27 protein-coding genes and 5 tRNA genes are annotated in these 26703 nt (G+C 37.6%); 26 read left to right on the top strand and 6 right to left on the bottom strand.

All coding sequences use genetic code 11. The features are described from left to right. Positions 1–142 precede the first annotated feature (142 nt). The 4 genes from xseB to ABMA72_RS08880 all read left to right on the top strand — a co-directional run bounded on the left by xseB (position 143) and on the right by ABMA72_RS08880 (position 4825). Positions 143–352, top strand: coding sequence for an exodeoxyribonuclease VII small subunit (xseB, locus tag ABMA72_RS08895; RefSeq protein WP_199177562.1), 210 nt, complete (start codon positions 143–145; stop codon positions 350–352). Positions 353–389: 37 nt separating this feature from the next. Next, positions 390–1124: a hypothetical protein gene (locus ABMA72_RS08890; protein WP_393056834.1), complete on the top strand. Its 735-nt coding sequence runs from the start codon at positions 390–392 to the stop codon at positions 1122–1124. Further along, on the top strand, positions 1121–3862 hold the full coding sequence (locus ABMA72_RS08885; RefSeq protein ID WP_392861529.1) for a penicillin-binding protein 1A: 2742 nt from the start codon (positions 1121–1123) through the stop codon (positions 3860–3862). Before ABMA72_RS08890 ends, ABMA72_RS08885 begins: the two co-directional genes overlap by 4 nt. Positions 3863–3934: 72 nt before the next feature. Further along, positions 3935–4825 (top strand): energy transducer TonB, encoded by an 891-nt coding sequence (locus ABMA72_RS08880; protein WP_392861531.1) that lies wholly within the window; start codon positions 3935–3937, stop codon positions 4823–4825. A 3-nt stretch (positions 4826–4828) separates the two neighbouring features. On the opposite strand, the gene ABMA72_RS08875 is transcribed toward ABMA72_RS08880, so the two are convergent. From ABMA72_RS08875 to ABMA72_RS08860, 4 genes are all read right to left on the bottom strand, one after another. Beyond that, positions 4829–5122, bottom strand: coding sequence for a hypothetical protein (locus tag ABMA72_RS08875; protein ID WP_021267699.1), 294 nt, complete (start codon positions 5120–5122; stop codon positions 4829–4831). A gap of 187 nt (positions 5123–5309) precedes the next feature. Further along, positions 5310–5690 carry a glycine cleavage system protein GcvH gene (gene gcvH / locus ABMA72_RS08870; RefSeq protein ID WP_392861533.1) on the bottom strand — a complete coding sequence of 127 codons (381 nt, stop codon included), beginning with the start codon at positions 5688–5690 and terminating at the stop codon, positions 5310–5312. Further along, positions 5690–6760: a glycine cleavage system aminomethyltransferase GcvT gene (gcvT, locus tag ABMA72_RS08865; protein ID WP_392861535.1), complete on the bottom strand. Its 1071-nt coding sequence runs from the start codon at positions 6758–6760 to the stop codon at positions 5690–5692. The genes gcvH and gcvT overlap by 1 nt, the downstream gene beginning before the upstream one ends. A 15-nt stretch (positions 6761–6775) precedes the next feature. Then, positions 6776–7639, bottom strand: a complete 864-nt coding sequence (locus ABMA72_RS08860) for a bifunctional 5,10-methylenetetrahydrofolate dehydrogenase/5,10-methenyltetrahydrofolate cyclohydrolase (protein WP_392861537.1) — start codon at positions 7637–7639, stop codon at positions 6776–6778. Between the two features lie 63 nt (positions 7640–7702). On the opposite strand from ABMA72_RS08860, the gene ABMA72_RS08855 reads away from it, so the two are divergent. Genes ABMA72_RS08855 through ABMA72_RS08830 form a run of 6 tightly spaced genes read left to right on the top strand, consistent with a single transcriptional unit; the run spans position 7703 to position 12064 of the window. Further along, positions 7703–7876, top strand: coding sequence for a hypothetical protein (locus ABMA72_RS08855; protein WP_021267658.1), 174 nt, complete (start codon positions 7703–7705; stop codon positions 7874–7876). A 28-nt stretch (positions 7877–7904) separates the two neighbouring features. Next, a complete protein-coding gene (ruvC, locus tag ABMA72_RS08850) occupies positions 7905–8450 on the top strand; it encodes a crossover junction endodeoxyribonuclease RuvC (RefSeq protein WP_392861539.1) in 546 nt (181 codons plus the stop codon). Positions 8451–8455: 5 nt separating this feature from the next. Further along, on the top strand, positions 8456–9109 hold the full coding sequence (ruvA, locus tag ABMA72_RS08845) for a Holliday junction branch migration protein RuvA (protein WP_392861541.1): 654 nt from the start codon (positions 8456–8458) through the stop codon (positions 9107–9109). After that, complete coding sequence (gene ruvB, locus ABMA72_RS08840; protein WP_392861542.1) at positions 9110–10102, top strand: Holliday junction branch migration DNA helicase RuvB; 993 nt, start codon at positions 9110–9112, stop codon at positions 10100–10102. Beyond that, on the top strand, positions 10092–10841 hold the full coding sequence (locus tag ABMA72_RS08835) for a hypothetical protein (RefSeq protein WP_392861544.1): 750 nt from the start codon (positions 10092–10094) through the stop codon (positions 10839–10841). Before ruvB ends, ABMA72_RS08835 begins: the two co-directional genes overlap by 11 nt. Next, entirely contained in the window at positions 10841–12064 is a 1224-nt protein-coding gene (locus ABMA72_RS08830) for an amidohydrolase family protein (RefSeq protein ID WP_392861546.1), read from the top strand. The genes ABMA72_RS08835 and ABMA72_RS08830 overlap by 1 nt, the downstream gene beginning before the upstream one ends. Before the next feature lie 3 nt (positions 12065–12067). Here the strand turns inward: ABMA72_RS08830 and ABMA72_RS08825 are convergent, their stop codons facing one another. Continuing rightward, on the bottom strand, positions 12068–12490 hold the full coding sequence (locus ABMA72_RS08825; RefSeq protein ID WP_392861548.1) for a hotdog fold thioesterase: 423 nt from the start codon (positions 12488–12490) through the stop codon (positions 12068–12070). Positions 12491–12715: 225 nt separating this feature from the next. Between ABMA72_RS08825 and lpxC the strand changes: the two genes are divergently transcribed. The 8 genes from lpxC to tuf all read left to right on the top strand — a co-directional run bounded on the left by lpxC (position 12716) and on the right by tuf (position 18177). Further along, complete coding sequence (gene lpxC, locus ABMA72_RS08820; RefSeq protein ID WP_392861549.1) at positions 12716–13633, top strand: UDP-3-O-acyl-N-acetylglucosamine deacetylase; 918 nt, start codon at positions 12716–12718, stop codon at positions 13631–13633. 93 nt (positions 13634–13726) lie between these two features. Then, the gene (locus ABMA72_RS08815) at positions 13727–15445 is read left to right on the top strand and encodes a proline--tRNA ligase (protein WP_393056832.1); all 1719 of its coding nucleotides are present in this window, start codon (positions 13727–13729) and stop codon (positions 15443–15445) included. Further along, positions 15445–16206 carry a TrmH family RNA methyltransferase gene (locus ABMA72_RS08810; protein WP_392861551.1) on the top strand — a complete coding sequence of 254 codons (762 nt, stop codon included), beginning with the start codon at positions 15445–15447 and terminating at the stop codon, positions 16204–16206. The genes ABMA72_RS08815 and ABMA72_RS08810 overlap by 1 nt, the downstream gene beginning before the upstream one ends. A 65-nt stretch (positions 16207–16271) precedes the next feature. Further along, positions 16272–16348: transfer RNA gene (locus ABMA72_RS08805), tRNA-Thr, on the top strand. 17 nt (positions 16349–16365) lie between these two features. Continuing rightward, positions 16366–16451 (top strand) — tRNA-Tyr (locus ABMA72_RS08800). 57 nt (positions 16452–16508) lie between these two features. Beyond that, positions 16509–16584, top strand: a tRNA-Gly gene (locus tag ABMA72_RS08795). A gap of 79 nt (positions 16585–16663) precedes the next feature. Then, positions 16664–16738 (top strand) — tRNA-Thr (locus tag ABMA72_RS08790). A gap of 248 nt (positions 16739–16986) precedes the next feature. Next, complete coding sequence (gene tuf / locus ABMA72_RS08785; RefSeq protein ID WP_392909660.1) at positions 16987–18177, top strand: elongation factor Tu; 1191 nt, start codon at positions 16987–16989, stop codon at positions 18175–18177. 76 nt (positions 18178–18253) lie between these two features. Here tuf and ABMA72_RS08780 read toward each other — a convergent pair whose 3' ends face one another. Next, positions 18254–18784: a M35 family metallo-endopeptidase gene (locus ABMA72_RS08780; RefSeq protein WP_392861556.1), complete on the bottom strand. Its 531-nt coding sequence runs from the start codon at positions 18782–18784 to the stop codon at positions 18254–18256. A 150-nt stretch (positions 18785–18934) separates the two neighbouring features. On the opposite strand from ABMA72_RS08780, the gene ABMA72_RS08775 reads away from it, so the two are divergent. From ABMA72_RS08775 to rpoB, 8 genes are all read left to right on the top strand, one after another. Next, positions 18935–19011: transfer RNA gene (locus tag ABMA72_RS08775), tRNA-Trp, on the top strand. Between the two features lie 131 nt (positions 19012–19142). Next, positions 19143–19529, top strand: a complete 387-nt coding sequence (gene secE / locus ABMA72_RS08770) for a preprotein translocase subunit SecE (protein WP_392861557.1) — start codon at positions 19143–19145, stop codon at positions 19527–19529. 33 nt (positions 19530–19562) lie between these two features. Further along, entirely contained in the window at positions 19563–20177 is a 615-nt protein-coding gene (nusG, locus tag ABMA72_RS08765; RefSeq protein WP_393056830.1) for a transcription termination/antitermination protein NusG, read from the top strand. Positions 20178–20214: 37 nt separating this feature from the next. Then, entirely contained in the window at positions 20215–20640 is a 426-nt protein-coding gene (gene rplK / locus ABMA72_RS08760; RefSeq protein ID WP_021266533.1) for a 50S ribosomal protein L11, read from the top strand. A gap of 11 nt (positions 20641–20651) precedes the next feature. Beyond that, complete coding sequence (gene rplA / locus ABMA72_RS08755; protein WP_021266545.1) at positions 20652–21359, top strand: 50S ribosomal protein L1; 708 nt, start codon at positions 20652–20654, stop codon at positions 21357–21359. A gap of 95 nt (positions 21360–21454) precedes the next feature. Beyond that, positions 21455–21985, top strand: coding sequence for a 50S ribosomal protein L10 (gene rplJ / locus ABMA72_RS08750; RefSeq protein ID WP_021266540.1), 531 nt, complete (start codon positions 21455–21457; stop codon positions 21983–21985). Positions 21986–22035: 50 nt separating this feature from the next. Continuing rightward, a complete protein-coding gene (gene rplL / locus ABMA72_RS08745; protein ID WP_021266534.1) occupies positions 22036–22404 on the top strand; it encodes a 50S ribosomal protein L7/L12 in 369 nt (122 codons plus the stop codon). Between the two features lie 162 nt (positions 22405–22566). Next, positions 22567–26694, top strand: a complete 4128-nt coding sequence (gene rpoB, locus ABMA72_RS08740; protein WP_392861561.1) for a DNA-directed RNA polymerase subunit beta — start codon at positions 22567–22569, stop codon at positions 26692–26694. The last annotated feature ends 9 nt before the right edge of the window (positions 26695–26703 follow it).

The raw sequence follows: 26703 nt of genomic DNA, 5'->3' as shown, positions 1-26703 counted from the left end.
GGTGCCAAATTACCTACATAGGTAAAAATGACCCACGATGTAAGTAGTGATTATCACACCTTTTTATTTAAAGAACATGCAAAGTATGGGAATATTAGTCCATATAGGATTTAATAACGTTAAGAAAATGACACGGTGAAATATGGCCAAGAAAATTGATATTGAACAGAACTTAAAAAGATTAGAAGAACTAGTTCATGGACTTGAATCAGGTGAACTTACTCTTGATGACAGTCTAAAAAACTTCGAAGAAGGTGTGAAGCTATATACTGATAGCAAGGGCTACCTTGAAAAAGTGGAAAAGAAAGTTTTAGAACTTACAGATAAATTAGAAGAAAAAGAAATTGAATAAGTTAAACTTCATTCTTATATTTTTAGTTTTCGTTTTTTTGAGCAACACTTGTCAGACTCAACCAGAAGAAGAGCAAAGAGTGGTGACAATCTCAGTTGATGCTGAAGAGACAAATGTCATACCTTCAGTCGATGAAAAATCGTCATATACTGAGTATGGACCTGGACAAGTTAGTGGTGGTACACATCAAAGCTTAAAAAGTGAACGTATTAATACAGTGGGTATTATTATTGGTGCCAGTGAAAATTTTAATACTGATGTAATGGATTATGTTTCATGTCTTATGAAGAATGATGTGAAAATTAATTTTGTTGCGGGTATTGGAAGTTCTTCTGCGATTGCGGCCATGCTTTCACAAACAAAAAAGCCTGAACTTGTTAAGTGGAAATTTTTTAGATTAAAAGAACGAAATGATGCGAATGAAGTAATTGAAAATCTAAAGATCAACGCTAGGGCAATCAAGAAATCTAGCATTGCCTATTATCTTACAAATGTTGCAGCAAATGGAAATATTACCTTCAATACGAAAGGTAATATTATTGATGGTGTAAAAAATAATATTGAAAATAATAAGAAAGTGCTCGCCGCTCAAATTGAAATTACTTCAGAAGACATCTCTCGTCTAATTGCCCAGAGAGTGTTCGTCTTTGCATATGATAAAAACTTATCGGTTTCTAAAAATCAGATAAATGGTAAAATGATTCAAATCAATATGCCTAAGCAGAATTATAGCTTAATGAAGAAGTGTGAAATTATAAAAGAGAATTTATGAAACATTTAAAAAGATTATTAGTATTAACGTCCTTCTTGGTTTTATTTGGAGGATTATTTGTCTTCTCGATACTAGTATATTTTTCTTTTACATTACCTAAAATTAGTAGTCTTGCAGATTACAACCCACCAATTAAATCAAAGATCTTATCTAAGGATGGGGTCGTTCTCTATAATATTGGTAAAGAAAATAGAGAGGTCGTGGAATTTAATGAAATCCCTCCACGTATTGTTGATGCGTTCTTATCAGCAGAGGATTCAAATTTTTATAACCACGATGGTGTTGATTATTTTGGAGTTATGAGAGCTCTTATTGCAAACCTTAAGGCAGGACGTGTTGTACAAGGTGGTTCAACAATTACTCAACAGGTTGCAAAATCTTTACTACTTTCATCAGAGCGTTCAATCACTAGAAAGATTAAAGATTTCCTTCTCGCTCAAAAAATTGAAAAAAGATTTAATAAAGAAGAAATTCTTTTTCTCTATTTAAATCAAGTATATCTTGGTGGTGGATACTACGGTGTTAAGTCGGCATTTCGCGGCTATTTTAATAAAGAGTTAAATGAAGCAACTGTGGCAGAGTCTGCACTTATTGCAGGACTTCTTGTTGCTCCAGGAAAGTATTCTCCTTACCGTAATCCACAACATGCTAAAACGAGACAAGCCTACGTTCTTGGCCGTATGTTTGCGAACAAAAAAATAACTAAAGAAGAGTATCAAGAAGCACTTCAAGAAAAAATAAAGTATCAGCTTAGAAGAAATAGTCCTTTCCTTGCGGGCTACTTTACGGACTGGGTTAGAAGACAGGCAATTGATATTGTCGGTGAGGAAAAGTTTCTTACTGAGGGATTTACTGTTCAAACAACTCTAAATTATGACCTTCAAAAAACGGCCGAAGAAAATATTAAGATAGGTGCTGACGAAATTGATAAGCGTCAAGGGTTCCAAGGGCCAATAGGTCACATTGAATTAGAAGAGCTAGACAAATATATCGAAGAGTTTCGAGTTGAGTTATATAAAGATAAGTCAAATTACTTCACTCTTACTGAAAATAATGAAAGAGAGTATGAGCTTCAACTAAAAGAAGATGAGCTTGCTGTATTGAAAGACTTTACTCAAGAGCAACTATCGAAACTTTATTCTTCAAGGTTTTATCCTGGATATAGTTCAGAAGATCAATTACTTGGTCAGTTAGAAAAAGATAAATTATATAAGGCCGTTGTTCTGCGCTTAGATAGACGCATGAGAAATATCATTATTTCTGTTGGTGGTATTACAGGTGTGATTCCTTATAAGTCTTATCGCTGGGCCCATGAGAGAAAATATACAGATGCGAGAAAGTACTTCGCATACGTGAAAAACCCAAATGATATCTTAAAGAAGGGTGATATTATTCATGTGAAAATTAAGGACTTCAGCTCAAAATTTTCTGAACACGTATATTCTCAATATGCTAATACTTATAAAAAGCTTAAAGACTATAAGACATTAGAAGAACAAATGTATCTTGAATGTTCACTTGAACAAGAGCCAAAAGTTCAAGCAGCACTTTTAAGTCTTAATCCATTTACTGGGGAAGTTATCTCAATGGTTGGTGGTGTTGATTTTGAAAAGAGTGAGTTTAACCGTGCTCTTCAATCAAAACGTCAGCCTGGCTCGGCCTTTAAACCACTCTTATTTGCGGCAGCACTGGAAAATGGTTATCAACCCAATACTATCATTTTAGATACTCCTGAGGCCCTCGGTGGTGCTAATCAAGCGCTAAATTGGAAGCCTCGTAACTATGATGGAAAGTTTAAGGGGCCAATGACATTTAGAGAGTCTCTTGAGTTTAGTAGAAATATTCCAACAATTAAGATAGCTCTTGATTTAGGAATGAATAAAATTTTCAACTACCTCGATCGTATTAATTTTCATGCCGATATGCCAAATGATATGTCGATCTCTCTAGGCTCTTTTGGTGTTACGCTTCTCGAAATGATTCGTGCGTATTCAATTTTTCCAAACGGTGGGAAGAAGGTTCTTCCTAAATCAATCATCTCAATTACAGATCGTAATGGAAAAGAGTATTTCTTTCAGGATGACTTTGCGACACAGTCCAAACTTGAGTTAGAGAAGCTTGCTAAAGAATCTAAAAACTTAAATCAAACTGATAATGTTCGTGAAAAGGAAAGTGATTCTCATAATGAGTTTGAAAAAGAAGCAGTTAATCCATACTTATTAAATTTAGATGAAGAACAAGTTTATGATCCAAGACTGGCCTATATTATGACAAATCTTCTTAAGGGTGTTGTTCATAATGGGACTGGAAGACGTGCTCTTAGTGTAAGTCAATTCTTAGGTGGTAAGACAGGTACAACGAGTAGTTATGTTGATGCTTGGTTCTTAGGCTTTTCACAAAATATTGTTACTGGTGTTTGGACAGGGATGGATGACAACCAGACAATGGGTTGGCCTGAAACAGGAACTAAGGCCTCGATGCCTATTTGGAAATCATATATGCAACGTTCAATTCAGATCTATGGGGAAAGAGATTTCCAGATGCCAGCTGGTATTGTTAACGTTTCAATTAATAAGAAAACTGGCGAGCTAGCAAATGGCTCAGGATCAAAGTTTTTGGAAAGTTTTGTTGAAGGAACTGAACCTGGATCTAATTCTAAGAATAACTTCTTTAAGAAAGAGGAAAATAGTCAAGAAACAGGTGCAATTCTTGAAGATGATGATTTCTTTAACAATTAATCAAAATATGTAGTAAATTTTTCGATATTTTCTCCGAGAAGGCTAAAGAATAGTTAGTTTCTCGGAGACACTTTGGAATTAGTTCACAAAAACCATAAGACTTATATCTACTTAGCAATAGCATTATCGCTAGTAGTACATATTTCTTTGATGCCTTCAAAACTAACATCTTTTTCATTATCTCTGACAAAGTCTCAAGAGGAAGAAAAGCCTGAGCGAATTCGTCTGAGACTCAATAGAGAAAAGCCACGCCAAATTGTTACAGCTGCTAAGACAAATCAAGAAGTAGCAGATGATGCCAAATACTTGAGTGAAACTAATAATAAGGTTGATCGTGAAACGAAGGCCAAAGAAGTTGCCGCTTTCAATATAGGTGGTGTTGGTAATTCTAAAATCGATCAAAAAAAACAAGGCTCAAAAACTAAGAAGAAAGAGCAGCGTAAAGTAACAAAGTCTAAGACTGGACGAATTAGCTTTGAGGACTTTGCTGTAGCACAAAATTCTCCACTCGAAAAAGATCAAAACCTAGTTAAGGGGACAAAAACTGGTAGCAAGAATCATAGAGGTATTGCCAGTTCAAATGATCATCTTGAAGATGTGAAATTAGGTGACTTCACTAAACTTAATACCGTTGAATATAAGTATTATGGTTTCTACTTTAGAATTAAGCAGCAATTAGAGCAGCATTGGGGATCAACTCTACGACAAAAAATGGAGTCCCTATATCGTCAGAATCGTCGTGGACCTGCGGGAGAAAAGTTTCTAACAAATGTACGCGTTGTGCTTGATAATGACGGGAAAATCATTAATGTAATCGTTAATGGTACTTCTGGAGTAAAAGAGTTAGATGACGCTGCAGTTGAAGCCTTTAATAAAGCTGGCCCATTTCCTAACCCACCATCTGGCCTAGTTAAGAATGGTCATGCAAATATCGATTGGGGCTTTGCTGTTACAAAGAACTAAGGCTTAGTGCTTTGTATTTCCTTTAAGCATCTTTTTAATATTGTTAATACCTTCCATCAGAACGTAGTCAGTCCAAACCTGATCTAATTCTTTTATCGTTTCAACGATTTTAATAGCGGCTTGATCGTAAGAGATACGATCAGTTTCTGCTAATTGTTGAATGGCATTTGAAATAGCTGCAATAGCAGACGAGTTACATGCTTGGTTTAATCTATCCTCATAAGTAGTATCGATCTTCTTCTCTTTACCCTTGATGATTGCCGTATTGATTAGCTGAATAGATTCTTGATTATGCATTTAATACCTGTCTCTATTTATTGATGAACATTGGAGAATGCGAGTATGAAGCCTTAGTAGGACTTCGTAAAGGAAAAAGTTGGTCAATTGAAAATATTTTTAGGTGAGAAATTTGTAAGTTACTGAAATAAAAAAATGCCCTCATTTCGAGGGCATATGTAAGAAATTAAAACAGATTTTATTTTGTTTATTCTTGACAAAGGCTTTCGTATTCTTCGTTTGAAAGAAGATCTGAAAGTTCATCTTGATTAGACATTTTCACCTTAATCATCCAAGACTCATACGGCTCAGAGTTAAGATTGTCTGGTGAATCTGGAAGTTCTTCATTGATTTCTGTAATTGTTCCAGAAACTGGAATATAAAGATCACTTGCTGACTTAATCGATTCTACAACTCCAAAAGTGTCATCTTTAGAGAATTCTTGACCTACTTCAGGTAGCTCAACAAATACGATATCTCCTAGAGAGTTTTGTGCGAAATCTGTAATACCTACTGTTAAGATATCACCTTCAATCTTTGCCCACTCATGTTCTTTTGTATATTTAAGATCAGTTGGAATATTAGTCATTATTTGTGCCCTCCGGTAACAAATGGTTTTGTATGATAGTTTGAATCTATTACATTCTTTCGAATTTGTATTCTAAATTTCTTATTTTCAGGAAATAAATCACGCTTTACTAGACCAAGGCAAATCCCTTGAGAGTTAGTCACAGACATCGTTCCACTAGTTACAACTCCAATGACTTGATCTTGGTCATTTAAGATCTCGTAGCCTTCTCTTGGAATACCTTTATCGATAGAAAGTTTAACAAGTCGATGAGTTGGCGTCGTTTCTTGTAGTGCGTTCTTACCGATGAAATTTTCTTTGTTTAGCTTTACTGTCCACTTAAGGGCCGAATCCAGAGGAGTTAACTCATCATTTAACTCGTGACCGTACAGTGGATAGCAAACTTCCAGTCTTAGAACATCACGTGAAGCAAGTCCACAAGGAGTAACTCCTGCTCCAAGAAGTTCTGACCAAAGTTTTTGAATTGTTTCATGTGAACCAAAAACTTCAAATCCATCTTCACCTGTATAGCCAGTTCTTGCCATGATAACCGGAGCATCATTCCAAGCACTTTCGTATGCTGAGTAATAAGCAGCGCTTGTTACTGAGTCAAAGCCTAGTTTAGACAGAACTTCTTCCGTTTTAGGACCTTGAATAGCAAGTAAAGAATAGTCTTCTGACTGGTTTGTTAGTTCAATATTAAAACCTTCAGTTTTTGATGAAATCCAATCCCAATCTTTATTGATATTTGCAGCATTTACACAAATTAAAACTTTTTGAGCTTCTAATTTGTAAGCAATCAGATCATCAATAACTGTTCCGTTTTCACGACAAAGTGGTGAGTAAACAGCTTTGCCAGTTTCAGCATTTGTAAAATCATTAGTAATAATATAGTCAACGAATGCTACTGCATCTGGCCCCGTTACAAAGAATTCACCCATGTGAGAAACATCGAAAACACCGATGTTACTTCTTACGGCTTCAACTTCAGCTTTTACGCCAGCATATTGAATCGGCATTTCATAACCTGCAAAGTCTGCCATTTTTGCCTTAAGGTCGCGATGCGCCTGTGTAAGTGATGTTTGTTTCATAAATTTCCTTAGGTTTTATTTCTTAGCGGCGCTAATTAAATTCTGAGAGACACTGAAAATAGTCATTGGACCAATTCCTTTAGGAACTGGAGTAATGGCCGCTAATTGATCTTTAATATTTTCAAAATCACAATCACCGCAAAGCTTTCCTTCGCTGCTTCGATTGATACCAACATCAAAGACAACTTGTGATTGATCATTTCTAAAGTACTCTTTAGTAAAGAGTTTAGGTGAGCCAATGGCCGTGATAATAATATCTGCAGACTTAGTTAGCTCTTTTAAATTTTGTGTTTTCGAATGCGCAAGTGTAACTGTTGCATTCAAGTTTGTTAGTAATAATGAAAGTGGTTTACCAACAATAAGACTTCTACCAACGATAACAACATTCTTTCCTGAAAAATCTACTCCGTAGTACTTGGCCATTGTCACAATGCCTTTTGGTGTACAAGGAATCATTGATGTTTCGCCAAGTTGGCCTCGATAAAGTTTAGCAACATTTTCGTAGTGAAAACCATCGACATCTTTGTGAGGAACAACAAGGTCTGTTGTATCAATTTGTGAAAGTGATTTTGGAAGTGGTAGTTGAATAAGAATTCCATGGACAAGAGGATCTTCGTTAAATTGATTAACAATTTTCAGGAACTCTTCCTCACTAATTGTTTTCTCTAAATTAACAATTTCACAACTAGCACCAATTTTTTCTGCAAATTTCTTCTTACTATTTGTATAAATAACACTTGCTGGATTATCACCAACAAGAATTACTTTCAAACAAGGAACCACACCTTGTTCTTTCAGGGTGATACACTCTTGTTTAAGGAGTTCAACTTGCCTTTCTATGACTGGTTGCGCATATAGTAATTTTGTCTCATTTTGCATTAACACATATTATCTTTATAGCTTGGTATTGGCAATTTCAGAATTAAGTCGTATTCAAGTGATATGTTTTTTTGGTTAGGATTAGCACTACAATTAATCGGTTTCGCATCAGTTGGGCTTTGTCTTTTTGTTGGTTTACAAAAAGGTGACTATGAAATGCTTGAGCTCTATCAATTTATTGGTGGATCAGCAGTTTTTTATATTGGCCACATGATAAAAGGCGTAGATCGCTCGTAAATTCGAATTTTTCGTTTATACTAAATCTATGTATATTCTAGGAATTGACCCCGGATCTCGTACTACTGGTTGGGCCGTTATCGAAGTGGAAGGTCGTAAATTTAAGTATGTCGACTCAGGTGTTTTAAAATTTGATAAGATACCAGAGTTTCTCGATCGTTTAGCTACGATTTCTTCTTCAATTAAAGATATTGTCTCAATGTATAGGCCAGATGAAATATCTGTCGAGGCACTCATCTATGTAAAGAGTATTCCAGCACTATCTAAGCTTGCTCAAGCAAGAGGTGCTCTTATCGCAGGTCTATCTGAAAAGTATCAGGGGAAGATCACAGAGTATTCACCAAACTTAATAAAATCTAGTGTTACAGGACATGGACTTGCTTCAAAAGAAAGTGTTGATCGCGCTCTGAGTATGATCTTTGGTAAGCTAGATTTTAAATCACATGACGAGTCGGATGCCCTTGCTATAGCGCTTTGTCACGCGTTGAATCGTGGACAAAGAGCAAAAATAAAGGGAAAATCGTCTCATACTCGTACAAAAGCACGTACATTAAAAGAAGTATTTTCTAAGTAGGTTTTATGATCGGTCTATTACAAGGCGAAGTTGTTTTCAGTGATGGAAACGAGTTAATTCTATTTACTCCTTCAGGAGTAGGACACCAAATTTATTTTCAACATGTTTTACCTGAGGGCTCAGTTGCGGCGATTTTCATTTCACATATTGTGAAAGAGGCAAGTGAAGAGCTTTTTGGTTTTCGCTCACTTCGTGAGAAGAAAACATTTGAACTATTACTAAGTGTTAAGGGTGTTGGTCCTAAAGGGGCATTTGCTCTTGTAACAAGTATTGGTGTCGATAATATTATCGATGCTATTACTTTCGACAATAAGAAAACACTACAGAAGGCACCTGGTGTTGGTGCCAAGGCCGCTTCTCAGATCATTCTTGATTTAAGTGGAAAAGCACAAAAAATAAAAATGTATTCGAAAGCTTCTGCTACAGCAACTCAGTCTAGTGAGACTTCGGTACAAGCACCACTTAATCTTGAGTTATTCGAAGAAACTATAACAGAGGTGGTAAGTCATGACTCTGCTCTTATGAATGATGCAATCATGGCATGTAAGGAGCTTGGCTTTACAGAAGATAAAGTTATGCCACTTGCTAAGAGAATTTTAGATGAAAATCAAATAACAAGAGCTGAACAACTTGTTCACCTCGTTTTAAAAGAGGTGTAAATGTCTGAAGGTCGCTTTTTTGATCCTACTCTTGATGAAGAAGAAACAAGAAAAGAAGTTATTCTAAGGCCAAAGGATTTTTCTGAATATATTGGCCAGAAAAAAATCGTCCAAAATATTGATGTCATGGTGACATCAGCAGTAAAGCGTAAGCAGTCAATGGACCATGCTCTTTTATCTGGGCCTCCAGGGCTTGGAAAGACATCTCTTGCCATGATTATAGCGAATGCACTGGGAAGTCAGCTTCACGTCATTTCTGGACCGGCCATTGAGAAAAAGGGAGACCTTGCTGCTATTTTAACAAACCTAGAGCCTCGTGATGTTCTCTTTATTGATGAAATTCACCGTATGCATATTTCTGTTGAAGAGATTCTCTACTCGGCGATGGAGGATTACCGTTTAGATATTGTCATTGGTGATGGTGCTGCCGCAAGAACAATGCAAATTGAAATTGCGCCCTTTACTCTAATTGGTGCTACAACACGCTCAGGACTTTTATCAAATCCATTACGTGATCGTTTTATGGCCCATTTCCATTTCGACTTTTATAAGGCCGACGAGCTTGCAGTAATTATTTCAAATAATGCAAAGAAACTTGGAATTCAAATCGATGCAGATGCGGAATTGTTAATGGCAAGATGTTCTCGTGGGACACCAAGAATTGCCAATCGTGTCCTTCGCCGTGTTCGCGACTTCGCCATTGTTCGTGATTCTTCTCACGTAAATATAAATGATGTGAAAAAATCACTAGAAATGATGGAAATTGATGAACATGGTCTTGATCGCATGGATAGACGCATTCTTTCTGTTATTCAAGAGTATTATGGTGGGGGACCTGTTGGTATTGAAGCGCTTTGTGCAACTCTTGCTGAAGATCGCTCCACGATTGAAGATGTTTATGAGCCATTTCTTTTAAAAGAAGGTTTTTTAATACGTACGCCAAGAGGTCGCGAGATCTCACAAATTGCAAAAGAGTTGATTGATGAAAAATAAGTTTTTACTTCTGTGTTTATGTCTAATTACGTTTAACATTCAGGCCACTTACGATTTATCAGCAACTGCTGGTTATCGTTCTTATATTCTTGGAGCAGCTGCTCGAGTAGACGCCGGGATAAGCCAAGAAATGTGGCGCTACAATGACCAGATTTATGGATTTATTCGTGAATCGGCTTATTTCAACACGAGTGGAACAATCAATTCAGTCGGTGGACGAATCGATTTTTTCCCAATTTCAATTCTAGGGTTCACTGCAGGAACAGAGCAAGTTTGGCGCTCATCAAAAGAGCTTTCGACTTTTGATTGTGAAACACAAGTTTGTGATGCAGATGGGACACGCTCATATCTAAGGATTGAAAATGTCTTAGCCTATAAGAAATTAGTTACGATCAATGACTTTCAAAGAGAGTTTTTCAAGTACAGTGGCTATTCAGGACTTGTCGTTAATGCTCTTCACTCAATGGAAATTTACACAGACGATATTGTTAATGTCATGAGAAATATTATCGCTTATCAATATAGTGATACTTATACATTTGGTGTTTTACATTTTCGTTCGTGGGCAGAAAAAAGTAAGCAAGATACAGCTTTTGTTGGATTCCTAAATCAATTTAAAAGAGATAAGTGGACATACGATACTATTTTAGGAATCAATCACGATCGTGATGATCATGATCACTTCAGCGTACTTCTACAAGTTAAATACGACTATAAAAAAGGTCTAAGGTTATTTTAATGAAAAATTTATTATTAATTACACTAGCAATGCTATTGTCATCATGCTCTCTTCTATATGGGAAACTTGGTGGTGACTTCGATTACGAACCAAACGAATACGATAAATTACCAAAACACGTGAAAGACTTTGTTGAAAAGTCTTATGATGGAATTGATCTTAAAAAATTGAGAGATACTCACCTTCATATTGTAGGGCTTGGAAATAGCGGAAGTGGTATTTGGGTAAATCCTGAAATGCAAGATTGGTATAATCACTTATCAAAGTATAATCGCTTCAATGTTTATATTACAGCTTCAGGTGTTGATGATGAATCTCAGGCCGATGAGCAATATGTTTCTCGTCTTGTTGATTTAATGACTTACCAGCCACACTTTATTCCTGCTTATGCACTAGCTTTTGATTACCACTATAAATTAGATGGAAGCAAAGATTTAAAGCATTCAGAGTTTCACGTTCCAAATGAATACGTGTGGAAGTTGTCACAAAAACATCCAGTAAACTTTAAGATGGTTGCCTCTGTTCACCCTTATCGTAAAGATGCAATTCAAGAACTAGAGAAGTGGGCTGCACGTGGTGTAAAATTTGTTAAGTGGCTTCCAAATGCGATGGGGATTGATCCTGCAAATGAAAAGGTTATTCCTTTTTACAAAACTCTTAAAAAATATAATATGACACTCATTACTCACGCAGGTGAGGAGAAGGCCGTTGAAGGGGATAAGTTTCAAGAGTTGGGAAACCCACTTCGACTTCGTCATGCACTTGATCTCGGTGTTGATGTTATCATCTCTCACGCGGCATCTCGTGGTAAGTGTGAAGACTTAGATAACGGTGGAGTACAGGCAGAGTGTTCTGATCTTTTTTGGAGACTATTCAAGGAAAAGAAATATGAGAAGAATCTCTTCACAGATCTTTCGGCCCTCATTATTTATGAAAGACTAAGTGAGCCTCTAATTGAGATGATTGAAAATAAACAATTTCACCATCGTGTAATGTATGGATCAGACTATCCACTACCTGCAATCAATTGGATCTATCGCACGACTGATCTAGTGGAGAAGGGATTTATTACAGAAGAAGAAAGAGAGATCTTAAATGAGATCTACTCAATCAACCCACTTCTGTTTCACTTCGTAGCACTTAGAACAGTAAAGCATCCAAAGACTGGTGAGAAGCTCACTAACGAAGCCTTTGAGATGCCAACTCGTCTTTTGAAAAAATAAAAACTACTTTTTAATAACTGCCATCGTCAGGCGAGAGATACAAACTAATTTGTCTTTCTCGTCTGTGATGCGGATATCCCAAATATGGGTCGATTTCCCAAGGTGAACGGCCGTTGCCTTTGCTGTTACAATGCCAGATTGCACTGGGCGAACGTGATTAGCATTAATCTCTAAACCTGCTGCATAGTATTTTGAAGAATCCAAAATAATATTAGAAGCTATAGAGCCTACAGATTCTGCTAGGACACAACTTGCTCCACCGTGAAGGACGCCGTATGGCTGCCTCGTTCTCTCATCGACAGGCATCGTGGCCACTAAGTAATCACTTCCAGCTTCAGTAATTGTAATTGCCAAGTGTTCAACACAGCATCCAGCATTGAATCTATTCACTTCTTTTAAATCAAGATTATTAAATAAATTTTCCATCAGTAAACCTTCTTTAACCCATTCATGTAATTAAATTAACGTTGTTTTAACATCTGCATTTATTTTACGGTTATTGTTAAAAGAGTGGAAGGGTTGGTTAATTTTTGTTACAAAAGCCTCTAGGACAGGAAATTCAGTAATATTTTGCTCATCTATGACGATACTTGCTATATATTGCTGCTCAGTTTAAAATTACACAAAGTACTTAAAATTAGGTGATTTTTAATGTTAAACCAAAGAACTATAGCGAAAAAAGTGATGATTACAGGAATTGGGATCCATTCTGGAAAGAAGGTGACAATGACTCTACATCCTTCTGAAGCAGATTCTGGTATTCAGTTCAAAAGAACTGACATTAAAGATTCACAAATTCTTAAGGCAACTGCAGACACTGTTGGGGCGACTGAGAATAATACTGCTATTGGTTCAGGTCCAGGTGCTGTTCACACTGTTGAACACCTTCTTTCTGTTCTTTATGGATTTGGTATCAATAATTGCTACATCGAGATCGATGGGCCAGAAGTTCCAATTATGGACGGTTCAGGTGCATCTTTCCTATACGTTATTAAAGAGACGGGAATTCAACAACTTCATAAAACTAAGAAGTTCCTAGTGGTTACTAAGCCGGTGGAAGTTAAAGTTGGCGAAAAATGGGCGAGAATCGAACCTTGTGAAAAGCTAGTGATTGATTCAACTATCGTTTTTAAACACCCAATTATCAAAACTCAACGTAAGATATTTGAATTTACGTGTGAGAATTACATCGCAGAAATTGGCCGTGCTCGTACATTTGGTCTTTTAAGAGATGTTGATATGCTAAAGAGAAAAGGTCTAATTAAGGGCGGATCTCTTGATAATGCAATTGTTCTAGATGATTTTAAAGTAATGAACCCAGATGGATTACGTTTTGATGATGAATTCGTAAGACATAAAATTCTTGATACTGTAGGTGATATTAGCCTTCTTGGTTATGAGATCGCTGGAAAAATCACTACTTACATGTCTGGTCACCACGTTCACAACGTTCTTTGTCGCAAGCTTCTTGAGACGCCAGATGCATACGAAATTGTATCAGCGACTTCTCTTGAGAAAGAAGCAGTTCAGGCGTTTGATCTGCCCATGGCCCTTGCGCCGTCATTTTAATCAGTCGATATAAAAATATTTAACATTTATTGTGTGAATAACAGCGTGTACAATGGTATGGATTTTCACGCGTTATAAAAGAGAGAAAATACTATGATTCTATCAAAGGGTTTTTGGCAAACTTATAAGGAAGTGCCAGCAGATGCAACAATTGCATCACACCAGCTAATGATGAGAGCGGGCTTAATTCATAAGTCAGCAGCTGGATTATATAATTATCTACCAATGGGCTACCGTTCAATTCGCAAAGTAGAGCAAATTGTTCGCGAAGAAATGGATAAGGCCGGATGTTACGAAATGCTAATGTCTGTTGTTACTCCAGGTGAGCTTTGGCGAGAAACTGGCCGTTGGGATAAAATGGGTGGTGAGATGCTTAAGTTTAAAGACAAAGCAGATCGCGATCTTTGTATTTCGCCAACAAACGAAGAGGCCATTACTGATGTTTTTAGAAAAACAATAAAGTCATATAAGGATTTACCTCTTTCTCTTTATCAAATTAATACAAAATTTCGCGATGAAATTAGACCACGTTTTGGTTTAATGCGTGGGCGTGAATTCATCATGAAAGATGCTTATACTTTCCATGCTTCAAAAGAATGTTTAGATGAAGTTTACGATAGAATGTATGAAGCTTATGAAAATGTTTTTAATCGCCTAGGGCTTGAGTTTTCAGCAGTTGTTGCTGACGGTGGAGCAATGGCCGACGGTGAAGCTAAAACTCATGAATTTCAAGTAATCGCTGATGCTGGTGAAGATGCAATTATCTATTCAAATGAAGCAGGTTATGCGGCCAATATAGAAACAGCTAAGACATTAAGAAAGGTTGAAAGTGCATCTAAAACAGGTGATATGGCCGAAGTTGCAACACCTGGTAAAGCAACAATCAAAGATGTTTGCGACTTCTTAGGAAAGAGTGAATATCACTCAATCAAGTCTCTAGTTTATAAAGCAAAGAATGAAGAAGATGAAATTTTTGTTTTAGCACTTCTTTTAGGTGACGATGAACTAAATGAATTGAAACTTGAAAAAGTATATCCAGGACGTGACTTAATTGCAGCGACTGATAATGAATTAAAAACTCTTGGCCTTGAAAAAGGTTTTATTGGACCAGTTGGAATTAATAATTTAGAAATCGTATTTGATGCACAAGTTGATCTAGACGGGGCTTACGTTGTTGGTGCAAATAAAGTTGATATGCACTTAGAGAACTTTGTCGCAAATGAACAGCTTAAAGATATTAAAACTGCTGATCTTAGACTTGCATGCTCTGGTGACTTTACTCTCGATGGAAAGCATCAAGTAGAGCTTAAAAGAGGTATTGAAGTAGGGCATATCTTCCAACTTGGTGACAAGTATACGAAGGGAATGGGTGTAACTATTCTCGATCAAAATGGAAAGGCAGCAACGCCTTTAATGGGTTGTTACGGTATTGGTGTAACTCGTTTAGTTGCAGCAGCAATTGAGCAAAACCATGATGAAAATGGGATCATTTGGCCAGCAGCAATCGCACCATACAACTTATCTTTTGTTGCCATCACTAAGTCTGATGAATACAAAGAAAAAGCAAATGAACTTCATAAGAAGCTTGTAGAGTCTGGTTTAGAAGTTGTCTATGATGATAGAAAGGCTGGACCAGGGTTTAAATTTAAAGATGCTGATCTTTTAGGATTACCACTTCAAGTTGTTCTTGGAGAAAGAGATCACAAAGAAGATGGCCTACTTGAGATTAGAGTAAGACGTACTGGTGAAAAAATTAAAATTTCAGAAGACGAGCTTCTCGTAAAAGTTAACGAGCTTTTAAAGGACCTTTAATGGAACAAGATATCATTGTTGGAGTACATTCTATTGTACACGCAATTCGCAATCCTAAACGTCAGATTATCGAATTAGTAGCCTGTGAAGAAGGGATCGATAAGCTTTACAAAATGGGCGGAATTAAAAAACAAGAACTTGATGGAGTGAAGGTTAAACTAGTTTCTTCTCATAAAGTTCAAGAACTAGCTAAAGAGCTTTACGCCCAAGAAGACTTTCAATACACAAGAGTTCCATCAGGTGTTTTCTTGTTAACAAGTCAGAAAGAAGTATCGGAAACAAAACCATTATTTGATGCAATCGATAATGGTGAAGAAGTAAAAATCTTATGTCTTGATGGTGTGACAGATGTCCACAATGCTGGTGCAATCATGCGTACAGCAGCATTTTACAATGTTTCTCATATTGTTTTTGCAGTAAAAAATAATTTCAATATTGGGCCTTCGATGGCCCGTATTGCATCTGGCGCTCTAGAATATATTGAGATTGTTAAATGCAATTCTTTACCTAAGTTTCTATCAGCACTTATTAAGCGTAACGTAACTCCAATAGGGCTTACAGAGCATACTGATGATAATGATTTAGGTGAAATCAATGGGATTAAATGCCTCGTACTTGGGGCAGAGGATAGAGGACTGTCACACGCTACAGTTCGTCTACTGGAAAAGAAAATACGTTTAGAGCCAATGGGAAAAATTGAGTCGCTAAATGTATCTGTTGCTGCGGCAATTGCAATGGAAAAAGTTTTTTCTAAAAAATAAGTTAAAAAAAGCTTGCCAGGTTTTTAATTCTACTTTATAACTTATTTCCATCGCAAGTAATGTTTGCTGGCATAGCTCAGTTGGCTAGAGCAGCGGTTTTGTAAACCGCAGGTCGTAGGTTCGAGTCCTATTGCCAGCTCCATTCTTTACAGCGGTTGTGGCGAGGTTGCCGAGTGGCCAAAGGCAACAGACTGTAAATCTGTCGGGGTATCCCTTCGATGGTTCGAATCCATCTCTCGCCACCATTTTGAAAATAATTCTTTACAGAATGTTTTTAAAAGGTTATAAAATTTAAATCTTATGCGGGCGTAACTCAGTTGGTAGAGTGTCAGCCTTCCAAGCTGAATGTCGCAAGTTCGAACCTTGTCGCCCGCTCCATTAAAAAGATCCTCCTAGAGGATCTTTTTTTTTGCCAAAAATCAAAACTCATTATTAAATTATATGAATCTTATTTTGTGCTCGCGTGGCTCAGGGGTAGAGTACTTCCTTGGTAAGGAAGAGGTCACGGGTTCAAATCCCGTCGTGAGCTCCATTTTTTTTCCTCGTAATAAACTTTTTTGTGGCCTTTAAGTATAGATTTTACTGGCAATTCAAGTTTTTTATGTTATCAAAATGGCAATATGAAATTTGTGGGTTAGATTTTAACTTGGATGGCATTTTTTTTATGTTGAATCTAAGTCGAATATAGTCGATACTTACAACTCAAATTTAGCTTTTAGTTATAGTAATTATTAAGACAAACATAATGTTATGTTTAACTTTTTTAAGGAGACTTAAGTCATGGCAAAAGAATCTTTTGACAGAAGTAAGCCCCACGTAAACATTGGTACGATCGGGCACGTTGACCACGGTAAGACAACTCTTACAGCGGCAATTTCAATCACATTAGCTAACGCACTTGGTGGTGACGTAAGAAAATTCGACGAAATCGATTCAGCACCAGAAGAGAAAGCTAGAGGTATTACAATCAATACTTCACACATTGAATATGAAACAGAAACTCGCCACTACGCGCACGTAGACTGTCCAGGTCACGCTGACTATGTAAAGAACATGATTACAGGTGCAGCACAAATGGACGGAGCGATCCTAGTTTGTTCAGCGGCTGATGGGCCAATGCCACAAACTCGTGAGCACATCCTTCTTGCACGTCAGGTAGGTGTACCAGCGATCGTAGTATTCTTAAATAAAGTAGACCAAGTAGATGATGAAGAACTACTTGAGCTAGTAGAGATGGAAGTAAGAGAACTTCTTTCTTCTTACGACTTCCCAGGTGACGATATTCCTATCGTAGCTGGTTCGGCACTTGCAGCTCTTGAAATGAGAGACGATGCAATTGGTAAAGATAAAGTTCTAGAGCTTATGGCACAGGTTGATGCTTATATCCCAACTCCAGCTAGAGCAACAGATCTTGATTTCCTAATGCCAGTAGAAGACGTATTCTCAATTTCAGGACGTGGTACAGTTTGTACAGGACGTGTTGAAAGAGGGATTATCAAGGTTAACGAAGAAATCGAAATCGTTGGTATTAAAGAAACAACTAAGACAACTGTAACAGGTGTTGAGATGTTCAGAAAGCTTCTTGACGAAGGTAGAGCAGGTGATAACGTTGGTCTTCTTCTACGTGGTGTTAAGCGTGAAGAAGTTGAGCGTGGTCAATGTCTAATTAAGCCAGGTTCAGTTAAGCCACACGCGAAATTCAACTGTGAAGTATATATCCTTTCAAAAGATGAAGGTGGACGTCACACTCCAATCTTCAAAGGTTATAGACCACAGTTCTACTTCAGAACAACAGACGTAACAGGTGATATTACACTTGCAGACGGTGTTGAAATGGTAATGCCAGGTGACAACACTTCTTTCGCAGTAGAGCTAATTACTCCAATCGCGATGGAAAAAGGTCTTAAGTTCGCAATCCGTGAGGGTGGTAGAACAATCGGTGCTGGTACAGTATCTGAAATTCTTGACTAATATTTTAAATATTCAAGATATAAGGAAGGGGAGCTTTTGCTCCCCTTTTTTTATGCCTAAATTTGAATTTATCTTTTTAACAATCGATTTCTGGGATACATGTCCCATTTTGTTGCCAGTAACGATATGTATCAGCGATATCTGACCAAGGTGTACCGTTTGTGTCTTTTGGTTTACGTGTCCAGAAGTAGTCAGCATCACCAGTCCCACACTTGTGTGTTAGTTCGTGAAGAACGATCCCTTGACGGCCATCGATATCATAATCCCAGTAGCTTGGTGTAATATAAACTGTTTTTCCAATGACAGCATATGTGTAAGCAATTGCACCACCATATGGTTCAACACATTTATGTTTAGTCCAATATGTTCTAGCAAGAGAGCACTTCATTACAACTATGGCCTTGTTGATTTTCTTCTCAACACTCTTGTCCATGTATGGGTTTTGTTTTTTGTACTGTCTAAGGTCTTTAATGATACCTTTCATGTCCGCACGAGATTTTTGCGTGTCTTTGATCAGCATATCTTTCTGATCCTCAGAACACGTTTTAGAAACGAAAATTGCTGCGTTGATATTAAGTGTAAGCATCAATAGTACTAAATACTTCATGTTGTTTTCTCTCCAATAAAATTAAATGTCGCTGTTGCGATTCGCCACACTACCCTTTGTTTGGACTCTGTTCAATATAATGGAAATATTTATAGTAATAGAGATTGACGGCGGAGGCCTTTTTCGGTAATTTATGTTTCCAAGTCGAACGGGTGTATAGCTCCAATTGGTAGAGCGGCTGATTCCAAATCAGTAGGTTTAAGGTTCGAATCCTTATGCGCCCGCCACTTTTTACTCCAATATATTTTATTTTGACTGCAAAAATGTCCTATTTTTGCGTTAGCTCTTGCCAAACCATGTTAATTAAGGGATATAATCTGATACTTATACGTTTAATTTAGGTAAAAAAGGATTTGAGATGTCCCTCATTAAGAGTGAAGACAGCAAGAAATGGATTAACGCTTTTGTTGCTGCCGTAAGTGCAATTTGTGGTTTTATTACTATTAGATTCCTCGAACAATTAAGTGAGTGGTTTGATCTTGAAGCAAAGGTTCCAAACTTCCCAATCACAGTACAAGTAGTTGGAATTGTTGTTGGTCTAATTGTTTTCTTAGTAATTGCTAAGAACAAAAATGCATCAACTTTACTAGAGGATGTTTACGCTGAACTCGTAAAAGTTGTATGGCCTAACAAAGATGACGTTTTAAAGACGACAATTGGTTTAGTAATCGCACTAAGCATTGTTAGTGGAATTTTCGTTTTAGTAGATTATTCATTCAGACAACTACTAAGCATTATTCTTTAATTTATACCTTTAATTAATTTAAGTGAGATAAAAATGGTTGATAACAACGAAACAGAAAAAGAACTAACTAATGAAGAAATGGCCGTAGAATCATCAGAAGGTGAAGCTACTGTTAATCCTAACTTTCGTTGGTACATTGCAAAGACTCTTACAGGTCAAGAAAACAAAGTTCAAAAAACTCTTCGTGAAAGAATTGTTAACTATAAGCTAACTGACTCTTTTGGTGAAATTGTTGTTCCAGAAGAAAAAGTAACATCTCATGCAGGTGGAAGAAAAAGAACTATTACTAAGAAGCTTTTTCCAGGTTACGTTTTAATTCATATGCTTATGAATGAGAACACTTGGCACTTAGTAAAAGATACTGACAAAATTACAGGATTTGTTGGCGGAACTGTTGACAAACCGGCCCCTTTATCAGATGAAGAGGCAGCATATATGACAGGTCAATCAACTGGTGGTTTCAAGAAGACACGTACAACTGTGGACTTCTCTGAAGGTGAAGAAGTTAAGGTTATCGAAGGACCTTTCGCTTCATTTATCGGTACGATTGAATCTGTAAATGAAAATGGAAAACTGAAAGTAAACGTTTCTATATTTGGTCGACCAACACCAGTAGAATTAGATGCTTCTCAGGTAGAAAAAAATTAATAACCGTTGGTAGAACTAAAGTTCGCAGGAGAAATTTATGGCTAAGAAAATCACAGGTTTCATTAAGCTACAAATTCCAGGTGGGAAAGCAAACCCATCACCACCAGTAGGGCCGGCACTAGGTCAAAAAGGTGTAAACATCATGGAATTCTGTAAAGCTTTCAATGCAAAGACACAAAAAGACGCAGGTGTAATGCTTCCAACAATCATTACAGTATACTCTGACCGTTCTTTTACATTTGTAACTAAGACACCTCCAGCTTCATACCTACTTAAAGATAAGCTTAAGCTTAAGAGAGGGGCACAGAAGCCAGGAACAGAAGTTGTAACAACAGTATCTAAGAAAATCATTGAAGAAATTGTTGAAGCGAAAAGACCAGACTTAACAGCAGCTACTCAAGAAGCAGCGGAAAGAATCATCGAAGGTTCATGTCGTTCAGCTGGTATCAAACTAGATTACTAAGAGGTGTTACAATGGCTAAGAAATCAAAAAAATATACAGAAGCACTTGCAAAAGTAGATACAACTAAGAATTACACAATTGATGAAGCGATCAATCTTGCAAAAGAAGTAAAGTTCGCATCATTTGATGAAACTGTAGATCTAGCGTTCAGACTTGGTGTAGATCCAAGACACGCTGACCAGATGATCAGAGGTGCACTAGCACTTCCAGCTGGTACAGGTAAATCAGTAAAAGTTTGTGTTATTACATCTGGTGACAACGTAGCTAAAGCTGAAGCAGCTGGTGCAGATTACGTTGGTGGTGACGATATCGTTGCTAAGATCGCAGGTGGATGGCTTGACTTTGATAGAGTTATCGCATCTCCAGACATGATGGGTAAACTTGGTCGTGTTGCAAGAATCCTAGGACCTAGAGGTCTAATGCCTAACCCAAAATTAGGAACAGTTACTCCTAATGTTGAAAACGCAGTTAAAGAGCAAAAAGCTGGTAAGGTTGAGTACAGAACTGAGAAGAATGGTATCATCCACGTTCCAGTTGGTAAGTCATCTTTCTCAAATGAAGATTTAAGAAAGAATATCGACACAATGGTTACAGCAATCATTAAAGCTAAGCCTGTTTCTGCAAAAGGTACATACCTTAAGTCACTTACTTTAAGTACGACTATGGGGCCAGGACTTAAAATTGATACTTTAGAAGCTGCATCTATCGCAGCAAAATAATAAGGGGTTGATGATTGTCGGTGTAGCTGCTGAACAAGTTTGAAGCTACATAAAGCCTGCATGAAATCTCCCTCCAATAGTTTAGGAGGTAAACGATGTTAACTAGAGCAGAGAAAGACGTTATCATCGATGGTCTTAAAAAGAAGATCACTGATGCCAACGCTATCTTTCTAACAAACGTTATTGGACTACCATCTAATGACGCCACAGCTCTAAGAAAATCTGTCCGCGAAGCGGGTGGAGCACTAGTTGTTACTCGTAACACACTTTTTTCTAAGGCAGCGGCCGGAACAGATGCAGAAGAATTACTTTCTGGTCTTAAAGGTACGCAAGCTGTTGCTTTCGCATTTGACGAAGCACCAGCCGTTGCTAAGGCACTAAAAGAATGTGGAAAAACGTTTGAACTAGTAGAACTTAGAGGTGGTTTACTTGATGGTAAAGCACTAACAGCAGCAGAAGTAAAAGCAATTGCAGACCTACCATCTCGTGATGAGATGCTTGGTACTCTTCTTGCGACATTTAATGCACCGATCTCAGCATTTGCTAGAGTTCTTAATGCAATTAAAGAGCAAAAAGAAGCAGGCGTTGAAGCTGCGCCAGTTGCAGCTGAAGAATCTGCAGAATAGTAATTAACAAAGTTAGAGTTAAAGTTATTTTAAATTTTTAGGAGTTATATATGTCTATTACAAATGATCAATTAATTGAAAAAATCTCAAACATGACTGTTCTTGAAGTAGCTGAGCTAGTTAAAGAACTTGAAGAAAAATTTGGTGTATCAGCTGCTCCTGTAGCTGTTGCTGGTGGAGCTGCTGCTGGTGGTGCTGCTGAAGAAAAAACTGAATTTGACGTTGTTCTTGCTGAAGCAGGTGCTAAGAAAATCAACGTTATTAAAGAAGTTAGAGGAATCACTGGTCTAGGTCTTAAGGAAGCAAAAGAAATGGTTGAAGGTGCTCCTAAGACTGTTAAAGAAGCAGTTTCTAAAGACGAAGCAGAAGAAATCAAGAAAAAACTTGAAGCTGCTGGTGCAAAGGTTGAGCTTAAGTAATTTAAGCCCCTTGCTCATCGCATAAAAAATTAAAAAATACAGGTGTGGAGATTTAGCGATCTTCACACCTTTTTTGCGTTTGTAAAAACCGAAAAAAAAAGTTATTAAGTAACTAAAAAATATACGTGCACGTTAAAACAATTAAAACCCGGGAGAACCATAATGACTGAGGTTTTTAGACCAAACGAGTGGTTTCGTAAGAACTTTGCCTCTACACCATCTGTGTTAGAGACGCCTCCACTCATGCTTCTACAAAAGAAGTCCTATGATGATTTCCTTCAAAAGGACGTACCTCCTTCTCAAAGAGAAGAAATGGGATTACAGGCTGTTTTCAATTCTGTATTTCCAATCCACGACTTTAACAAAACTGTATCGTTAGAGTTTGTAAGCTACTCACTAGAACAACCTAAGTACACTGTAAAAGAGTGTCGTCAAAGAGGCCTATCATATGAAGCGCCACTTAAGGTAGTTGTTCGTCTAGTATTCTATGATGTAGCTGTCGACAAAGATGGTAATGAACAAAGAACTGTTTCTTCAATCAAAGAACAGGAAGTTTACTTAGGAAACATTCCTCTGATGGCAGAGACTGGTTCTTTTGTATATAACGGAACTGAGAGAGTTATTGTTTCTCAGCTTCACAGATCTCCTGGTATCGTATTCGAACACGATGGTGGAAAGAAGCACTCAAGTGGTAAGCTTCTTTATTCTGCAAGAATTATTCCTCATAGAGGTTCTTGGCTAGATTTCGAATTCGATCACAAGAATATTCTATTTGCTAGAATTGATAGAAAGAGAAAACTACACGCAACAGTTGTTCTTAAAGCTCTAGGTTACAGTACAGAAGAAATTCTTGATATGTTCTACCACATGGAAACAATCAAGTTTTCTAAAGACGGTGAGTTCGTAAGATCTCTAGACCTATCTTTAATGACTGGAACTCGTGCAACTAATGACGTACTTGATCCAAAGACTGGTAAGGCTATCGTTAGAAAAGGGAAGAAATTCTCTAAAGCTTCAATAAAGAGATTAACTGAAGCAGGTGTAACTGAAATCCCAGCTATGCTTGAAGAAGTAGTTGGTAAAGTTGCTGCTAAAGATATCTTTAATGAGTCAACTGGTGAAGTAATCTGTCTAGCTAACGAAGCACTTTCTGAAGCAAAGATTCAAGAGCTTGTTGCTGCTGGTGTAACTGAAGTTGAATGTCTATATATTGATATGATTAACTTTGGTGATCAGATTAGAAATACTCTTCTACTAGATAAAACTGATACTAAAGAAGATGCACTTCTTAAAATCTTCGAAAGATTAAGACCAGGTGAGCCACCGGCAGTTGAAGCTGCTGAAGTTCTTTTCCAAGGACTTTTCTTTGACGAAGAAAGATATGACCTATCTCGTGTTGGTCGTATGAAAATCAATTATAAGTTTAAGACAGATGTTCCAGTTGAGAACACTGTACTTACTAAAGAAGATATCAATACAACTATCCAATACCTTGTTGAACTTAATAACGGTAAAGGTCGTGTTGATGATATTGACCACTTAGGTAACAGACGTGTTAGACCTGTAGGTGAACTACTTGAAAACCAATTTAGAGTTGGTCTAGTACGTATGGAAAGAGCGGTTAAAGAAAGAATGGCAATTCAAGAAATTGATACAATGATGCCATACGATCTTGTAAACCAAAAACCAGTTGCTGCTGCCGTTAAGGAATTCTTTGGTTCATCACAACTTTCACAGTTTATGGATCAAACGAACCCACTTTCAGAAGTTACTCACAAGCGTCGTCTTTCAGCTCTTGGGCCAGGTGGTCTAACGAGAGAAAGAGCATCATTCGAAGTTCGTGACGTTCACGTTACTCACTACGGAAGAATGTGTCCGGTTGAGACTCCTGAAGGACCAAACATTGGTCTAATTACATCTCTTGCAACATTTGCAAAAGTTTCTGAATACGGTTTCATTGAAACTCCTTACCTAACTATTGGTGAAGATCAGAAAATTGGTGATGTTGAGTATTTCACAGCTTTCCAAGAGGAAGGTAAAGTAATCGCTCAGATCGATGCAAATAATATCAAAGATGGACAACTTGTAGGTGAGCAGGTAGCTGCTCGTGCTTCTGGTGAATTCACACTTGTTGATGCTTCAGAAGTTAACCTAATGGACGTTTCTCCAACTCAGATGATCTCAGTTGCAACATCTCTTATTCCTTTCCTTGAGCACGATGATGCCAACCGTGCCCTAATGGGATCGAACATGATGAGACAGGCCGTGCCTGTTGTTAAAACTGAAGCTCCAATTGTTGGTACAGGTACAGAAAGAATCGTTGCTAGAGACTCTGGTGCGGTACTTGTAGCTAACGACAATGGACGCGTTATCTTTGTTGATTCAAACAGAATCGTTATCCAAAGAGATAATTTTAAAGATGGTGAGTCTGGTGTTGATATTTACAAGCTTGTTAAATATCAAAGAACTAACCAGAACACTTGTAATAACCAAAAAGCTCTTGTTACTGAAGGTGACATTGTTAAGAAAGGTGACGTACTTGCTGACGGACCAGGTACTGACAATGGTGACTTAGCACTTGGGCAAAACCCACTTGTCGCATTCATGCCATGGGGTGGTTATAACTACGAAGACTCGATCCTGATCTCTGAAGACCTTCTTGCAAAAGATGTTTTCACTTCAGTTCACATCGAAGCATTCGAAGTTGAAGCTCGTGATACTAAACTTGGTAAAGAAGAAATCACTCGCGATATTCCAAACGTTTCAGAAGAGTCTCTAAAAGACCTTGATGAAGCAGGTATCGTAAGAGTTGGTGCTATCATTAAGCCAGGTGATATCCTTGTTGGTAAGATTACACCTAAAGGTGAAACTCAACTTTCTCCTGAAGAAAAACTTCTTAAAGCTATCTTCGGTGATAAAGCTGGTGACGTAAAAGATACTTCACTAAGAGTTCCTTCATCTGTTTACGGTACAGTAATTGATGCTAGAGTTTACACTCGTGAAGGTGTTGAACTTTGTGCAAGATCTAAGGACATTATCGAGCAAGAAACAACTCTTCTTAGAAGAGATGAAAGAATTGAGATTAAAGCAATCCAAACTTCAGCAATTCTTAAGATTGCAGATATGCTTAAAGGTGCAAAAGTTACTGATGTACTTGTTTCTGAAGATGGTTCAGCAGAACTACTTTCTAAAGGAACTGAGATTACAGGTGAGGTACTAGCATCAATTCCATTTGAGCTAATTGGTTACCTACCTCTACAAGCTGAACTTGAAGAAAAACTATCTGAGTATTTCGCAGATGTTAGAAACAAGATCAACAGAGTTAGAGCTAAGACAACTGATGAGATTGCAAAACTTCATAGAGGTGATGAACTTCCTCCAGGTGTAATCAAAAAGATTACTGTATACGTAGCGATTAAGCGTAAGCTTCAGCCAGGTGATAAGATGGCCGGTCGTCACGGTAACAAAGGGGTTATCTCAAACGTAGTTCCACGTGAAGATATGCCTTATCTTGCTGATGGTACACCTGTTGAAATCGTACTAAACCCTCTTGGGGTACCTTCTCGTATGAACATCGGACAGCTTCTTGAGCTTCACCTTGGATGGGCCGGACGTGGTCTTGGTGAAAAAATCAAGGTTATGCTTGAAGAGCAAATGAAAGTTCACGAGATTAAGGATTTCATTTACAAAATCTATAAGACACCAGAGGTTGAAGCTTGGTTAAAGTCTGCAGCAGACGATGTTGTTATGGCCCTTGCTAAGAAACTTACTAGCGGTGTTCGTTTCTCTACTAAAGTATTTGATGGTGCTTCAGAAGCAGACATCAGAGAAATGCTTGAGCTAGCAGATCTTGAGACAAATGGTAAAACAACTCTATTTGACGGAAAGACTGGTGATGCTTTTGCAGAGGACGTTACTGTTGGTGTTATGTACATGCTTAAGCTACACCACCTTGTAGACGAAAAACTTCACGCACGTTCGACAGGTCCTTACTCACTTGTAACTCAGCAACCACTTGGTGGTAAGGCTCAGTTCGGTGGTCAGAGACTTGGGGAAATGGAAGTTTGGGCACTTGAAGCATACGGTGCAGCTTATACTCTTCAAGAGTTCTTAACTGTTAAGTCGGATGACGTTATCGGTAGAACAAGAATGTATGAGTCAATCGTTAAGGGTGAGCAAGTACTAGAACCAGGTCTTCCTGAATCGTTCAACGTTCTAATCAGAGAGCTACAAGCACTTTGTCTAGACGTTAAACTTGAAGAAGACAGAATTGAAGAATCTATTCGTTAATTTATGGCA

It is taken from the genome of Halobacteriovorax sp. CON-3, assembly GCF_043196995.1.
Taxonomy (GTDB): domain Bacteria; phylum Bdellovibrionota; class Bacteriovoracia; order Bacteriovoracales; family Bacteriovoracaceae; genus Halobacteriovorax_A.
This window is presented reverse-complemented; position numbering and strand designations above follow the sequence as displayed.